We start from the raw sequence: 15,267 nt of genomic DNA, 5'->3' as shown, positions 1-15,267 counted from the left end.
ATGTTTAAAGTCAACGAATACTTCGACGGCACCGTCAAGTCGATCGCTTTTGGCACCGCAGAAGGTCCGGCGACCATCGGCGTAATGGCCCCGGGTGAATACGAATTCGGCACCGCCCAGCGTGAAATCATGCACGTGGTGTCTGGCGCGCTGAGCGTGAAACTGCCGGACGCCGGCGAGTGGGAAACCTTCGCTGCCGGCAGCCAGTTCAACGTGCCGGCCAACAGCAAGTTCCAGCTGAAGGTCGCCGTGGACACCGCTTACCTGTGCGAATACCGCGGCTAAGCGTTCGCCGGTCAAAAAAATGCCCGTCTCGCAGGAGACGGGCATTTTTTATGGGTGGCGCACATTACTCAAGAATGGTCACCGGCATGCCGACTTCCAGGCGGCCGACGCTATCGTTGACCAGGTTCTGGCCGAACATCGCGCCGTTCTCCGTCTTGCGGTACGCATCGAGCGTGGCGAAAGGTTCGCGGTCAGCACTGCGCTCGCCGGTGGCGGGGTCGATGGTGGTGAGAATGCAGCGTGAACATGCCTTGACCACGCGGAACTCGACATCGCCAATACGCAGGCGCTTCCACCCGTCTTCGGCGAATGCGTCAGCGCCTTCGATCACCAGATTGGGACGAAAACGCAACATTTCCATGGGCCGGCCCACCTGCCGGGACAGATCGTCCAGGGAGCCCTGGCCGATCAGCAACAGCGGGTAACCGTCGGCAAACGCCACTTGGTCATCATCATTGCCGAAACCGGCCTCGGTGGTACGCGCGCGCGCAAGCGGCATCTGCACCAGCCGCGTGGGCTTGCCGATAAACTCGCTGACCCAAGCCGCCGCCACATCACCGGCATCCGGCACACGCAAGGTGTCACGCCAGATGGTCACGCCGCGCAACTCGGCGTCATTGCCGGGCAGGGGCACGTCCAGCGTCGGGTGGCCGGGCGAACTCAGGGTCAAGCCGCCGGCACTGTTCCATAACGCCGACAACTGACTCATCTTCGCCACTGCGCGTTGCGTCAGAAATCGCCCACTGGCTTCGTCCACCAGCATCCAGCGTCGATCCCCCGCCAGCCCGAGTTTATCCAGGCCGATCTGCTGCAAGGTCTCGGCCTTGCCGGACTTCAAGGGGTAACGGTACAACGCGCTGAGACGAAGCATGGGCCTGCATTCCTGAGAAACAAAGTGTCACCCTAAAGTCAGGCGGGCACTTCGTCCAGCATCAAGCGTTGACGCACCACGTCCACCAGCTTGTCGGGCTGGAATTTGGACAGGAAATTATCGCAGCCAACCTTTTTCACCATCGAGTCGTTGAAGCTGCCCGACAGCGAGGTGTGCAGCACCACGTACAGCCCACGCAGGCGCGGGTCGTTGCGGATTTCGGTGGTCAGGCGGTAGCCGTCCATCTCGGGCATTTCGGCGTCGGTGAAGATCATCAGCAGTTTGTCGGTCATCACCTGGCCGCTGTCGGCCCAGGCCTTGAGCATGTTCAGTGCCTTGAGGCCGTCGCTGGCGATGTGCATCTTCACGCCGAGCTGCCCCAGGGTGTCGCGCAACTGCGACAGCGCCACATTGGAGTCGTCCACCAGCAGCACTTCGCGACCACGGGCGCGTTCCAGCACCGGGTCTTCGAGTTTTTCCCGGGAGACCTTGGCGTTGTACGGCACGATTTCGGCGAGGACTTTTTCCACGTCGATGATTTCCACCAACTGGTCATCGACCTTGCTGATCGCCGTGAGGTAATGCTGGCGCCCGGCGCTGGCCGGCGGCGGCAGGATGGCTTCCCAGTTCATGTTGACGATGCGGTCTACGCCGCCCACCAGAAACGCCTGCACCGAGCGGTTGTACTCGGTGACGATAATCGTGCTGTTCGGGCCTGGCACCAACGGGCGCATGCCGATGGCCTGGGACAGGTCGATCACCGGCAGGGTCTGGCCACGCAGGTTGACCACGCCGCACACGAACGGGTGGCGCTGGGGCATCAGCGTCAGCTTGGGCAGTTGCAGGACCTCCTGCACCTTGAACACGTTGATCGCGAACAACTGCCGCCCGGCCAGGCGAAACATAAGAATCTCCAGGCGATTCTCACCCACCAGTTGCGTGCGTTGATCTACCGTGTCGAGAATGCCGGCCATTAAAAGCTCCTGATGTGGGATTGTGCTGCTCACTTAAGGCTAGTTATCGGCGGCAAGCGCCAGACCTTGACCCCCGTAAAATGCCACGTAAATTCATTGATGTCACACTGACATCATGCTTTACTGCAACGGCCTCTCCAAATGGCACTACAGCATCGTCGCGCGACATCCAAATCGACGCGAGGTTCCGCTGTGTAAGGGATTCCCCTATGAACAATCAGGCCCAACCTGATATTCGCGATATCTAATAGCCATTAATGTGACGCCATTCTCATTGCATGAATGGAGTCAGGCTTTTGTTTGCCATCCCAAGCCCTCGGCCGACGGGTCTTCCAGAGACACACGTGGCGGCAACTGAAGTTGTGCGATCGCCCAGGATAGTGCGGCGTATGCGCGGCATTTGCGATCATTCAAGTATCGGTCCTACTGAAATTTCAGAACGGGGCTACAGATTTCAGTCATATTTCAGCGGTAGTTTTACGCCATTCACCCGGTGCGGCATCTCATCACCCGACCTTATGTTGCGGAGACTTGCATGATGAATAACGCAAACGAATGGCAAACCGCTCTTCCGGAGTTCTTGCTTGAAGCCGAGACGCTCCTGGCCAAGTCGGAAGAGTGCTTGAACCACTTGCACTTGATTCGCAACGACAGCGATGCCATCGACTGCATGAAAATCAGCCTGAGCAAACTGGCTGAAAAGGCCGAAGGCCTGGCCCTGCAGGCGATCAGCGAATTCTCCCGGCACATTCAATACCTGATTGCGAATGCCGCAAGCCCCATGGAACTGCATGACCAGGCCTTGAATGCCCTGCATGACTGCCTGACATTACTGGCTTGGCAACTGGAGCTGATTGACGCCCGCACCGGGGAGTTGGCGCTGGATGAAAGCGAACAAACTAAATTGATTGCGACGGTCACCTTGCAGATCCCACAAAAAGACTTTGGTTATAAACCGCAGCAGCGTGTGCATCACACGTCTTGAGTGTTGAGCAGGTCGTGTTCAATCGGTGAGTTATCTAAAAACGACACCGATATATCAATTAGCCATCAACGCTATAACTCTACAAACCCACTTAATTAATACAACTGCCACCTCTTTGAACTCTGGGACTCCTTAATGTCAGGATTAGGGCCCAGGGCGTTTGTGCGTGGTTAATAAGCAGTGGAGTGAGGCGCCAGGCGACCAACGGTAATAGTGGTGGTACTATGCCCCGCTCGAAGTGACTCAACTTCACTATGTACAAAAAAATGTTTCTGCACCGCATTCCAAACAGAGTCCTGTCAGCCGCCATGACCGGTCTTCCCGCAGCGAACCTTGATTGGCTCCATCCGCTATGTACGCCAGCCTGAAGTCACTCATCGCAAGATCCGTGTCCCGCAGCAATGCCCGTCGGATCGTTCTCGCCCTGTGCCTTTGCTCTTTGCTGGTCAGTTTGTGGGCCTACACCCGTTCGGCACCGTTGCCATTACTGATCCTGCTGCTCAACCTGGCCACCTTGCTGGTGGTGGGCCTGCAACAGTGGAGCTCGCGCAAATCGATCAAATTCCAGCCACAGGAATTGGCCGATCGCCTGCTGCAAGTCCAGGAAAACGAACGCCATCGCCTCAGCCGCGAATTGCATGACGACATCGGCCAACTGCTTACCGCCGCCAAGCTGCAGAGCGAATGGCTCAAGCGCCGCCTGCCCGACGACCTGCAAAGCCAATGCACGGTGCTGTGCAACACCCTGAATGAAACCCTGGCCAAGGTGCGCGATGTGTCGGCCATTCTCAACCCAAGGCAGCTGGCCAGCCTGGGCCTGGAGGCCAGCCTGCGCGCGCACCTGCTCAAGACCCTGGAAAACACCCCGATCCACTGGAGCCTGGAATGCCAGCAACGGCTGACCGGTATCCCGGAAGAAATGGCCGTGGCGGCCTTTCGCATCACCCAGGAAGCGGTGACCAACATGCTTCGTCATGCCCAGGCGCACAACTTGCTGGTACGCCTGCAACGCCTGCCCGAGGGCCTGTCGCTGATGATCTGCGATGACGGCGTGGGCTTCTCGCCTGCCATCAACCCAGGCCGGGAAGGCCAACGGGGTATGGCCGGTATGTCCGAGCGGATAGATCAGTTGGGCGGCACCTTGTCCGTCAACAGCCAGCCAGGCAAAGGGACGAAGATCGACGCGCTTTTCCCCTGGGCGCCGCGCGCCCTCGAACGGGCCAGTTCCCCTAAGGTTCTCGAGTGATCTGCAATTTACTCTTGGTGGATGACCACGCACTGATACGGGCCGGCGTACGCGCGCTGATCCAGGACATGCCCGGCTACACCGTGATCGGCGAGGCCAGCGATGGCGCGCAGTTGCTGGAAAAATTCAGCGCCCTGCAGCCGGATATCGTGCTGCTGGACCTGTCGATGAAACAACTGGGCGGCCTGGACGCGTTAGAGCAACTCAAGGCGGCCTACCCAAAAAGCAAAGTGTTGATCCTGTCGATGCACACCGACCCGGAGCTGATCATGCGCGCGCTGGAAGCCGGCGCCCATGGCTACCTGCTCAAGGACACCACCGCCAACGAGCTGGAACACGCCCTGCTGGCCTTGCGCAACAACGAGCGCTACCTGAGCCCGGCGATTGCCCACACGGTGATCAATCAGGCGCTGATCCGCAGCCAGGGCCCGACCTCTCCCGCCGCCCACAGCCACAACCTCACGGCGCGCCAATTGGAAATCCTGCGGTTGATCGTGCGCGGCAAGTCCACCCGCGAAATCGCCCACGGCCTGGGCCTGAGCATCAAGACCGTGGAAGCCCACCGCTCGCAGATCATGAAACGCCTGCAGATTTTCGACGTGGCGGGCCTGGTGTTATTCGCCGTTCGCGAGCAGATCATCAGCCTGGACGACTAACGGCGAGTTCAGCGGCAAGTGCACGCGCAGGGCTTTGGGCAGCGCGGAAAAACGCAGGTCATCGCCCTTCAACGGCTCACCATCGAGGTTGATGTACAGCCCTTCGGCCACCTTGATTTCGACCCATGGCAGGCGCGCGCGTACAAACATATTGTCCAGGCCCCAGCCGTCGCTCATCAGCGTCATCAGCGTGCCGACCACTTCCTGAGGCGCCGGCAGGATGCTGATATCGAGCAAGCCATCGTCAGCCAGCGCGCCGGGGCACAGCACATGCCCACCGCCCGCCTGGCGACCGTTGCCGATGCCCAGCGCAAGCAAGTCGCCCTTCCAATGGAAACCTGGGCCTTCCAGCTCGCCATAGGCCGCCTTCAATTCGCTGAAGCGCGTCAGGCCGGTGAACAGGTAAGCAGCGCCACCGAGCACTTTTTTCAGGTCTTCGGAGGTGTTGGCCGTGACCTGGCTGCCAAAACCGCCGGTGGCCATATTGAGGAACATTTGCCCGCCCGCCTGGCCGAGGTCGATAGCCTTGGGCGGCACATCCAGCAACGCCAGTGCCTTGGCCGGCTCCAGCGGCACGCCGGCGGCGCGGGCGAAGTCATTGGCGGTACCCAGTGGCATCAGCACCAGGCTGGCGTCGGTCTTGGCCAATGCCATGGCCTCGGCCACGTCGCGCAAAGTGCCGTCGCCGCCCCCGGCGATCAAGTGGGTGTACCCGTCGGCCAAGGCCTCGTCGACCAGGCGCCGGGCGTCGCCGCCCTCCCACGTCACCCGCACCGCCAGCTCCCAGCCTTGTTCACGCCGGGCCTGCACGGCCGCGCGCACGTCCTCGTTGAGGGCTTGCTTGCCGTGCAGGATCAACAGTGCCTTGTGGGTGCTCATCGGGGGAAATCTCCTGGTTCAAAGGTGCTTGAAGGATGTGGACCTTTGGGGAGGAGAAAAAAGCCATCGAAGTCGTAAATTATTTGGCAGGCAAGAAATTAACCATCGCAAGGGCCGCCATGCATGATCGTTCCCACGCTCTGCGTGGGAATGCAGCATTGGACGCTCCGCGTCTTGCCTCTTAAGTCGTGACGCACAGCGTCACAGGATGCATGCCCACGCGGAGCGTGGGCACGATCAAAATCAGCACGTCAGCTCTTGTGCAACTTGCTCATCAACTGCGCTTCAGCCTGGGTCAGCCCACACGACTGCGTGAGCTCATCCACGGTCGCGCCCATGCCCACCAGCTTTGCCGCCTGGGCAAATGACAGGCTCGACGGGTCGCGCTGTTCGATCTGCGCCAGCTTGTCCGGCAATGGCCCGAGGATCGCGCGCAGTTCATGCACCTCGTCCCCGACCTTCACCGCACTCTGCTGGAAGTGATCCACGCGCTTGACCAGGTCGAGGATGCGCCGGTCACGCACGGCATCACGCTCAGCCTGCTGCTGGGCCAATTCCCGTTGCTGGCGCATGTAGCGCAGCAGGAATGCCACCGTCCCGGCCCACAACAGGGCCAGGACAATCACCGCCGCCTCAAAGAACAATCAGATGCTCTCCAGTTCCGACCATTCTTCTTCGCTCATCATCTTGTCCAGCTCAACCAGAATCAGCAGTTCGCCGTTCTTGTTGCACACGCCCTGGATAAACTTGGCGGACTCTTCGTTGCCCACGTTCGGCGCGGTTTCCACTTCTGATTGGCGCAGGTAAACCACCTCGGCCACGCTGTCGACCATGATCCCGACCACTTGCTTGTCGGCTTCGATGATGACGATACGGGTGTTGTCGTTGACTTCGGTCGGCACCAGGCCAAAACGCTGGCGGGTATCGATCACCGTCACCACGTTGCCGCGCAGGTTGATGATGCCCAGCACGTAGCTTGGCGCACCCGGCACCGGGGCGATCTCGGTGTAGCGCAGCACTTCCTGCACGCGCATCACGTTGATGCCGTAGGACTCATTGTCCAGCTTGAAGGTAACCCATTGCAGGATTGGATCATCGACCAAACCTTGTGCGGATGCTGACTTGTTCATTTCTCGGACCCCTTCAAATGCCGCTCAACACGGCGTGTGTACTTCGCTGACCGCACTCGCATGCGGACCTTATTGTTCAATCAACTGCGTTTGTTCTGTGGCATCGCTTTTACGGCGCCGCTGGCGATCAACTCAGCCAGTTCGGCGACGTCGAGCAACGCGCACATGTGTTCAATCACGGTGCCCGCCAACCATGGCCGTTGACCACGGTGGCTGCGCCATTTGATTTCATTCGGGTCCAGGCGCAACGAGCGGCTGACTTGATGCACCGCCAACCCCCACTCGTAGCCCTGCACCGAGATCACGTACTGCAAACCCTGGCGGAAATCATCGCGGTAACGGTCGGGCATCACCCAACGCGCAGTGTCCAGCACCTTGAGGTTGCCGGCCTGGCTGGGCAGGATGCCGAGGAACCATTCCGGTTGCCCGAACAGTGGCGTCAGCTCCTGGCCTTCCAGCGAATAAATCGAGCCCAGGCACACCAGCGGCACCGCCAGGGTCAACCCGGCGACGTCGAACAACAGGCATTCGAACGGCTCGGCGGCCCATGACGGGCGGCCGTCACCGGTGACCGGCGGCGGCGTGATGCTGGGCGGCAGGTGCACTTCCACCACAGGCTCGACCACCACCGGCGCCACCACCACCGGCGCAATCGGCACAACCACAGGCACCACGTGCGCGTCGCGGGCTTGTTCTTCAAGTACCGCCAGCTGGAATTCATCCAACGTGCTGTCGGGTTCTGCAACGGCAGGTTCAAGAACCAGAAGCGGTTCCGGCAGTTCTTCTTCCGTCGCTTCCTGCAGCAAGGCATCCAGGTAGGATTCCAGTGCCAGTTGCGGCCGGGTCTTGAGTTCAACGGGACGGTTCATCACGCCACCTGCGCCACAAGCTGTTGCGACAGCAGGTGCTTGAGCAGCGCGCGGTAGGCCAGCACGCCACGGCTTTTGCCGTCGAACTGCGAAGGCGTCAGCCCGGCACGGCTGGCGTCACGCAGGCGCGTGTCCACCGGGATGTAGCCGTTCCAAATGGTGTCCGGGTAGGCATCGCGCAACACCCGCAAAGTACCCAGGGACGCTTGGGTACGGCGGTCGAACAAGGTCGGCACAATGCTGAACGGCAGCGCCTGCTTGCGCGAGCGGTTGATCATCGCCAAGGTGCTGACCATGCGTTCCAGGCCTTTGACCGCCAGGTGCTCGGTCTGCACCGGGATCACCAGTTGCTGGCTGGCCGCCAAGGCGTTGACCATCAGCACGCCGAGCAGCGGCGGGCTGTCGATAATGGCGTAGTCGAAGTCCTGCCACAGTTGCGCCAGGGTCTTGGCGATCACCAGGCCCAGGCCGCTCTGCCCCGGCGACTGGCGCTCAAGGGTGGCCAGGGCGGTGCTGGACGGCAGCAGTGAGATGCTTTCGTTGCTGGTGGGCAGCAACAGTTGCCCAGGCAAGTCGGCAGGCACGCTGCCTTTGTGCAGGAACAAGTCGTAGCAGCTGTGCTCCAGCGCATCCGGGTCGTAGCCGAAATAGCTGGTCATCGAGCCATGCGGGTCCAGGTCGACCACGACCACACGCTTGCCCGCCTCGGCCAGCAAGCCGGCTAAGGCGATGGAGGTGGTGGTCTTGCCGACTCCACCTTTTTGATTGGCAACTGCCCAGACTCTCATTCGGTTGGTTCCTCCCGGCAGGCGTTGGCGCGACCGAGACAGTGCATAAAATTAGTGAGCCGGTGACGGAGAATTGACGGCGCTCTGACGAACCGGCGGCTTAACGGTTGGCGGTGCAGTTTGTGTGCCAGCCCGCTTGAGTGCCGCATCCGGTGTGGCATTGGCCGTGCCGGTGCCGGTGAGGCTGCGGCGTACATCCAGGTTGCGCGACACCACCAACACCACACGGCGATTGCGTGCGCGGCCTTCGGCGGTGGCGTTATTGGCCACCGGCTGGAATTCACCATAGCCCACCGACGCCAGCCGGCCAGGGTTCACGCCCTGCATCGCGAGCATGCGCACGATGCTCGCGGCACGCGCCGAGGACAGTTCCCAGTTGGTCGGGTACTGCGCGGTGGCAATCGGGAAATTGTCGGTAAAGCCTTCCACGTGGATCGGGTTTTCAAACGGCTTGAGGATCGCCGCCACCTTGTCGATGATGGTGAAGGCCTGGTCGCTCGGCATCGCGTCGGCGCTGGCGAACAGCAAGCTGGAATTCAGCTCGATCTCCACCCACAGCTCATTGCCGCGCACGGTCATCTGGTTGGATTTAATCAGGTCGCCAAACGCGGCACTGATGTCATCGGCAATGCTTTTCAGTGGGTCGCTGGTGCCGCCCACGCCGGCGGCGGTTTCGTCGCTGTCGTTGACCAGCGGCTTGGCCGGGGTGACGGTCTTGGGCCGCTCTTCGCCGATAGGAATCGGCTTGAGGGCACGGTCGGCGTCGTTGAACACACCGATCAGCGCCTGGGAAATCACCTTGTACTTGCCTTCGTTGATCGACGAGATGGAGTACATGACCACGAAAAACGCGAACAGCAAGGTAATGAAGTCGGCGTAGGACACCAGCCAGCGTTCATGGTTGACGTGCTCTTCAGGCTCGCGGCGGCGACGGCTCACAGGCAGTTACCTCTCTGAACACGGCACTGACGTTGGCCAGTGAGGCTGTTGTGGCGAGCGAGCTTGCTCGCGCTGGGGCGCGAAGCGGCCCCAACACCAGGCGCCGCGTTCCACCTGAAGAAACGCGTTGGCTTAATTGGGGCTGCTTCGCAGCCCAGCGCGAGCAAGCTCGCTCGCCACAACAAGCCGGGCTGCCACAAGAAGCTCGCTCGCCACATAAAGCTCACTGGCCACGGGTCAAGGTGCATGCGCATCAATCCATGAAGCCCTGGAGCTTCAATTCGATGGAGCGCGGGTTCTCACCCTCGGCAATCGACAAGAGGCCTTCCAGCAGCATTTCGCGGTAACGCGATTGGCGCATGGCAATCGACTTGAGCTTGCTGGCCACCGGCAGCAACACCAGGTTGGCACTCGCCACGCCGTAGATGGTGGCGACAAACGCTACGGCAATGCCGCTGCCCAACTGCGACGGGTCAGCCAGGTTGCCCATCACGTGGATCAGGCCCATCACCGCACCGATGATGCCGATGGTCGGCGCGTAGCCGCCCATGCTTTCAAAGACTTTGGCGGCGTTGATGTCGCGGCTTTCCTGGGTGTAGAAGTCCACTTCAAGGATGCTGCGGATCGCTTCCGGTTCGGCACCGTCCACCAGCAATTGCAGGCCTTTGCGCGCGTAGCTGTCGGGCTCGGCATCGGCCACGCCTTCCAGGCCCAGCAGGCCTTCCTTGCGGGCGGTGAGGCTCCAGTTGACCACGCGATCGATGCCGCCTGGCAGGTCGACGCGCGGCGGGAAAATAATCCACACCAGAATCTGCATGGCACGCTTGAACGAACTCAGCGGCGACTGCAACAAGGCGGCGCCCACGGTGCCGCCTATCACAATCAGCGCTGCCGGGCCGTTGGCCAAGGCGCCAAGGTGGCCGCCTTCAAGGTAGTTGCCGCCGATAATCGCGACAAACGCCATGGTGATGCCAATCAGGCTCAAGACATCCATCAGAGGCAGGCCTCCACCAGATGCTTGCCAATGTCGTCCAGGCTGTAGACAGCGTCGGCCAGGTCCGCCTTGACGATGGCCATGGGCATGCCATAGATCACGCAGCTGGCTTCGTCCTGCGCCCAGATCGCGCTGCCGCCCTGCTTGAGCAGGCGCGCGCCTTCACGGCCGTCGGCGCCCATGCCGGTGAGCACCACCGCCAGAACTTTGTCGCCGTAGGACTTGGCTGCCGAGCCGAAAGTGATGTCCACGCACGGCTTGTAATTCAAACGTTCATCACCCGGCAGGATTTTGATCGCGCCACGGCCATCCACCATCATCTGCTTGCCGCCCGGCGCCAGCAGCGCCAGGCCAGGACGCAGGATGTCGCCATCCTCGGCTTCCTTGACGGTGATGCGGCACAGCTTGTCCAAACGCTCGGCGAAGGCCTTGGTGAAGGCCGCCGGCATGTGCTGGATCAACACAATCGGCGCCGGGAAGTTGGCCGGCAATTGCGTCAACACGCGCTGCAGGGCCACCGGGCCGCCGGTAGACGTGCCAATAGCGACCAGCTTGTAGGCTTTGCGCTTGGGCGCAGGCGAATGCGCGCTCGGTGCAGCGGCACGTACAGGTGGCGCCGCAGGGCGTGCCACGGGCGCAGGCGCCGGGCGTGCAAATGACGACGTCGGCGCAGCAGGCGCTGCCGCCGGTGCAGGCGCTGGCGCACTGAACAGGCTGCGACGGTTACTGCGCGAAATGCTGTGCACCTTCTCGCACAGCATCTGCTTGACCTTCTCGGGGTTGCGCGAGATGTCTTCGAAATTCTTCGGCAAAAAGTCCACCGCACCGGCATCCAGCGCATCCAGGGTGACCCGGGCGCCTTCGTGCGTCAGCGAGGAGAACATCAACACCGGAGTCGGGCAGCGCTGCATGATGTGCCGAACTGCGGTGATGCCATCCATCATCGGCATCTCGTAGTCCATGGTGATCACGTCGGGCTTCAACGCAATGGCTTGATCAATCGCTTCTTTACCGTTGGTGGCCGTACCGACCACCTGGATCGTTGGATCGGCGGAAAGAATTTCCGAGACGCGGCGGCGGAAGAAACCCGAATCGTCCACCACCAGGACCTTGACTGCCATAAACACTCCGTTAGGCGGGGCGGGCATTACCGCCCAAGCCCCACCAGAATCAAATACGCCGTGCGGCGTAACGCTTGAGCATGCTCGGAACATCGAGAATCAGCGCGATCCGACCGTCACCGGTGATGGTCGCACCCGACATGCCCGGGGTTCCCTGCAGCATTTTGCCCAAAGGCTTGATGACCACTTCTTCCTGGCCGACCAGTTGATCGACGACAAAGCCGATCCGCTGAGTGCCCACGGAGAGAATCACCACATGGCCTTCGCGCTGCTCTTCATGCTTGGCCGAAGCCACCAGCCAGCGTTTGAGGTAGAACAATGGCAACGCCTTGTCGCGCACGATCACCACTTCCTGGCCGTCCACCACGTTGGTGCGCGACAGGTCGAGGTGGAAGATCTCGTTGACGTTGACCAGCGGGAAGGCGAACGCCTGGTTGCCCAGCATCACCATCAGGGTCGGCATGATCGCCAAGGTCAACGGCACCTTGATGACGATCTTGGAGCCCTGGCCCTTGGTCGAGTAAATGTTGATCGAGCCGTTGAGCTGGCTGATCTTGGTTTTCACCACGTCCATGCCGACGCCACGGCCGGACACGTCGGAGATCTCGGTCTTGGTCGAGAAGCCCGGGGCGAAGATCAGGTTGTAGCACTCGGTGTCGGTCAGGCGGTCGGCGGCGTCCTTGTCCATCACGCCACGCTTGACCGCGATATTGCGCAGAATCGCCGGGTCCATGCCTTTGCCGTCATCGGTGATCGACAGCAGGATATGGTCGCCTTCCTGTTCCGCCGCCAGAATCACTTTGCCGTTGCGGGACTTGCCCGAAGCTTCGCGTTCTTCCGGGGTTTCGACGCCATGGTCGACGGCGTTGCGCACCAAGTGGACCAGCGGGTCGGCCAGGGCCTCGACAAGGTTTTTGTCGAGGTCGGTTTCTTCACCCACCAGTTCCAGGTTGATTTCTTTCTTGAGCTGGCGTGCCAGGTCGCGAACCAGGCGCGGGAAGCGGCCGAAGACTTTCTTGATCGGCTGCATCCGCGTTTTCATCACCGCGGTCTGCAAGTCTGCGGTGACCACGTCGAGGTTCGACACGGCCTTTTGCATGGCTTCGTCGCCGCTGTTCAGGCCCAGGCGCACCAGGCGGTTACGCACCAGCACCAGTTCACCGACCATGTTCATGATGTCGTCCAGGCGCGCAGTATCAACGCGCACCGTGGTTTCGGCTTCACTGGCAGGTTTTTCGGCCACCGGCGCCGCTGCGGCACGCGCAGGTGCCGCAGCAGCTGCAGGGGCTGGAGCCGGAGCGGGTTTGGCGGCAGCTTTGGCCGGCGCAGGTTTCTCTGCTACCGGTGCGGCAGTTGCAGCCGCAGCGGCCGGAGCCACTTCGGTGAACTTGCCTTTGCCGTGCAATTCGTCGAGCAGGGCTTCGAATTCGTGATCGGAGATCAGCCCGTCGCCGGCAGGTTCAGCCTTGGCGGCTGGCGCTGCGGCGGTCGCGGCGACTTCCGGCAAGGCTTCGGCCACAAACGTGCCTTTGCCGTGCAGTTGGTCGAGCAATGCTTCGAATTCGTCGTCGGTAATGTCGGTGCTGGCAGGCGCAGCCGGTGCTTGCGGCTCGGCGGCAGCAGGCGGCTGGGCGGCAGCAGGCGCCAATGCGTCGGCGGCGAACTGGCCTTTGCCATGCAGCTGGTCGAGCAAGGACTCGAACTCAGCGTCGGTAATGTCTTCGCTGGTCGGCGTGGCAGGCGGGGTTGCGGGCGCAGCGGGTGCTTGCGGCGCTTCCGCCTCGGCCTTCACGGCACTGAGGGAGTTGAGCAGCTGTTCGAACTCGCTGTCGGTCACATCCGCTTCAGGCTCGGCCACCGGTGCCGCTTCCACCACCGGCGCAGCCGTAGTGTCGGCAGGTTCGGCCAGGCGCGCCAGGGCGGCCAGCAGTTCCGGGGTGGCAGCCGTGATCGGGGCACGTTCGCGCACTTCGCTGAACATGCCGTTGACCGCATCCAATGCTTCGAGAATTACGTCCATCAGTTCCGAGTCGACGTGGCGCTCACCCTTGCGCAGGATGTCGAACACGTTCTCGGCGATGTGACAGCACTCCACCAGCTCATGGAGCTGGAGGAAGCCGGCGCCCCCTTTTACAGTGTGAAAACCGCGAAAAATTGCATTGAGCAGGTTCGCATCATCCGGGCGGCTTTCCAGCTCGACCAGTTGTTCGGACAGTTGCTCTAAAATTTCGCCGGCCTCTACAAGGAAATCCTGAAGGATTTCTTCATCGGCGCCGAAGCTCATGTGGGTGCTCCTTAGAAGCCTAAACTGGATAACAGGTCATCTACGTCATCCTGACCTGACATAACGTCTTCACGTTTATCGGCATGAATCTGCGGACCTTCACCCTTGGCGAGATGTTTTTGTGGATCTTTTTCCGAGAGGATCGCTTCGCGGTCATGTTCGATGCCGGCAAAACGATCAACCTGGCCGGCCATGAGCACCAATTTGAGCAGGTTGCTTTCCACTTCGGTGACCAATTGAGTCACGCGCTTGATCACTTGACCGGTGAGGTCCTGGTAATCCTGGGCGAGCAGAATGTCATTGAGGTTGCTGGCAACCGTGCGGTTTTCCTGCTCGCTGCGCGACAAAAAGCCGTCGACCCGACGCGCCAATTCACGAAACTCTTCCGCGCCCACTTCCCGACGCATGAAGCGGCCCCAGTCAACGCTGAGGGCCTGCGCTTCGGTGGCCATGCCATTGACCAGGGGCGTGGCGTTTTCCACCAGGTCCATGGTGCGGTTGGCCGCTGCCTCAGTCAGCCTGACCACGTAGGACAGGCGTTCGGTAGCATCGGTGATTTGCGAAATCTCTTCGGCCTGGGGCATATGCGGGTCAATCTGGAAATTGACGATCGCACTGTGCAGCTCGCGTGTGAGCTTGCCCACTTCCTGGTACAGGCCGCGGTCACGGGTCTGGTTGAGCTCATGGATTAACTGCACCGCGTCGCCGAACTGGCCTTTTTCAAGGCTGTCGACCAACTGGTGAGCATGCTTTTTCAGGGTCGACTCAAAATCGCCCTGTGACGTTTCTTTATGCTCCATAGCTCCCCCGTGGCAGCATCAATGACCGATGCGTTCGAAGATTTTTTCGATCTTCTCTTTCAAGGCCAGCGCAGTGAATGGCTTGACCACGTAACCGTTAACCCCGGCTTGGGCGGCTTCGATGATCTGTTCACGCTTGGCTTCGGCGGTCACCATCAACACAGGCAAGCTGCGCAGTTTTTCATCGGCGCGCACGTGACGCAGCAAGTCGATGCCGGTCATGCCCGGCATGTTCCAGTCGGTTACCAGAAAGTCGATGCTCCCGCTGTTGAGGATCGGAATCGCCGTAATGCCGTCATCCGCCTCGACCGTGTTGGTGAACCCAAGGTCACGCAACAGGTTTTTTATGATCCGCCGCATCGTTGAGAAGTCATCAACGATGAGGATTTTCATGTTCTTGTCCAATTCGACCTCCAAGCAGTCTTAAACGCGCCCAGCACCTGGAC

General features: G+C 60.9%; 17 protein-coding genes. 4 read left to right on the top strand and 13 right to left on the bottom strand.

The genetic code is table 11. The features are described 5' to 3' along the window. The gene (locus HX783_RS27905) at window positions 1–285 is read left to right on the top strand and encodes a pyrimidine/purine nucleoside phosphorylase (RefSeq protein ID WP_177019010.1); all 285 of its coding nucleotides are present in this window, start codon (window positions 1–3) and stop codon (window positions 283–285) included. A gap of 64 nt (window positions 286–349) precedes the next feature. Here the strand turns inward: HX783_RS27905 and HX783_RS27900 are convergent, their stop codons facing one another. Further along, a complete protein-coding gene (locus tag HX783_RS27900) occupies window positions 350–1,156 on the bottom strand; it encodes an MOSC domain-containing protein (protein WP_177019009.1) in 807 nt (268 codons plus the stop codon). Between the two features lie 38 nt (window positions 1,157–1,194). Then, a complete protein-coding gene (locus HX783_RS27895) occupies window positions 1,195–2,130 on the bottom strand; it encodes a chemotaxis protein CheV (protein WP_017134971.1) in 936 nt (311 codons plus the stop codon). 535 nt (window positions 2,131–2,665) lie between these two features. On the opposite strand from HX783_RS27895, the gene HX783_RS27890 reads away from it, so the two are divergent. The 3 genes from HX783_RS27890 (at window position 2,666) to HX783_RS27880 (ending at window position 5,017) form a co-directional block, all read left to right on the top strand. After that, window positions 2,666–3,115, top strand: a complete 450-nt coding sequence (locus HX783_RS27890) for a hypothetical protein (RefSeq protein WP_174245645.1) — start codon at window positions 2,666–2,668, stop codon at window positions 3,113–3,115. A gap of 352 nt (window positions 3,116–3,467) precedes the next feature. Beyond that, window positions 3,468–4,361 carry a sensor histidine kinase gene (locus HX783_RS27885; RefSeq protein WP_177019105.1) on the top strand — a complete coding sequence of 298 codons (894 nt, stop codon included), beginning with the start codon at window positions 3,468–3,470 and terminating at the stop codon, window positions 4,359–4,361. Then, the gene (locus HX783_RS27880; RefSeq protein ID WP_159958578.1) at window positions 4,358–5,017 is read left to right on the top strand and encodes a response regulator transcription factor; all 660 of its coding nucleotides are present in this window, start codon (window positions 4,358–4,360) and stop codon (window positions 5,015–5,017) included. The genes HX783_RS27885 and HX783_RS27880 overlap by 4 nt, the downstream gene beginning before the upstream one ends. On the opposite strand, the gene yegS is transcribed toward HX783_RS27880, so the two are convergent. The 11 genes from yegS to HX783_RS27825 form a co-directional block, all read right to left on the bottom strand. Further along, on the bottom strand, window positions 4,976–5,896 hold the full coding sequence (gene yegS, locus HX783_RS27875) for a lipid kinase YegS (protein ID WP_177019008.1): 921 nt from the start codon (window positions 5,894–5,896) through the stop codon (window positions 4,976–4,978). The two genes, HX783_RS27880 and yegS, sit on opposite strands and share 42 nt — an antisense overlap. A 251-nt stretch (window positions 5,897–6,147) precedes the next feature. Beyond that, window positions 6,148–6,540: a DUF2802 domain-containing protein gene (locus HX783_RS27870; RefSeq protein WP_177019007.1), complete on the bottom strand. Its 393-nt coding sequence runs from the start codon at window positions 6,538–6,540 to the stop codon at window positions 6,148–6,150. Next, the gene (locus HX783_RS27865) at window positions 6,541–7,026 is read right to left on the bottom strand and encodes a chemotaxis protein CheW (RefSeq protein ID WP_110625085.1); all 486 of its coding nucleotides are present in this window, start codon (window positions 7,024–7,026) and stop codon (window positions 6,541–6,543) included. It lies immediately after the preceding gene. Window positions 7,027–7,106: 80 nt separating this feature from the next. Next, the gene (locus tag HX783_RS27860; protein WP_177019006.1) at window positions 7,107–7,895 is read right to left on the bottom strand and encodes a CheW domain-containing protein; all 789 of its coding nucleotides are present in this window, start codon (window positions 7,893–7,895) and stop codon (window positions 7,107–7,109) included. Beyond that, complete coding sequence (locus HX783_RS27855) at window positions 7,895–8,683, bottom strand: ParA family protein (protein WP_014719332.1); 789 nt, start codon at window positions 8,681–8,683, stop codon at window positions 7,895–7,897. Before HX783_RS27855 ends, HX783_RS27860 begins: the two co-directional genes overlap by 1 nt. Window positions 8,684–8,734: 51 nt before the next feature. Beyond that, window positions 8,735–9,622: a flagellar motor protein MotD gene (motD, locus tag HX783_RS27850; protein WP_177019005.1), complete on the bottom strand. Its 888-nt coding sequence runs from the start codon at window positions 9,620–9,622 to the stop codon at window positions 8,735–8,737. A gap of 253 nt (window positions 9,623–9,875) precedes the next feature. Beyond that, on the bottom strand, window positions 9,876–10,616 hold the full coding sequence (locus tag HX783_RS27845) for a flagellar motor protein (protein WP_145158855.1): 741 nt from the start codon (window positions 10,614–10,616) through the stop codon (window positions 9,876–9,878). Next, on the bottom strand, window positions 10,616–11,737 hold the full coding sequence (locus HX783_RS27840) for a chemotaxis response regulator protein-glutamate methylesterase (RefSeq protein ID WP_177019004.1): 1,122 nt from the start codon (window positions 11,735–11,737) through the stop codon (window positions 10,616–10,618). The genes HX783_RS27845 and HX783_RS27840 overlap by 1 nt, the downstream gene beginning before the upstream one ends. 49 nt (window positions 11,738–11,786) lie before the next feature. After that, a complete protein-coding gene (locus HX783_RS27835; protein ID WP_177019003.1) occupies window positions 11,787–14,021 on the bottom strand; it encodes a chemotaxis protein CheA in 2,235 nt (744 codons plus the stop codon). Between the two features lie 11 nt (window positions 14,022–14,032). Continuing rightward, on the bottom strand, window positions 14,033–14,821 hold the full coding sequence (locus HX783_RS27830) for a protein phosphatase CheZ (RefSeq protein ID WP_177019002.1): 789 nt from the start codon (window positions 14,819–14,821) through the stop codon (window positions 14,033–14,035). 18 nt (window positions 14,822–14,839) lie between these two features. Next, complete coding sequence (locus tag HX783_RS27825) at window positions 14,840–15,214, bottom strand: chemotaxis response regulator CheY (protein WP_005790040.1); 375 nt, start codon at window positions 15,212–15,214, stop codon at window positions 14,840–14,842. Window positions 15,215–15,267: the final 53 nt, after the last annotated feature.

The organism is Pseudomonas sp. D2002 (genome assembly GCF_013385735.1).
Taxonomy (GTDB): Bacteria; Pseudomonadota; Gammaproteobacteria; order Pseudomonadales; family Pseudomonadaceae; genus Aquipseudomonas.
Note: the sequence above shows the minus strand (reverse complement) of the source record. Positions and strands in the feature narration are given on the sequence as shown.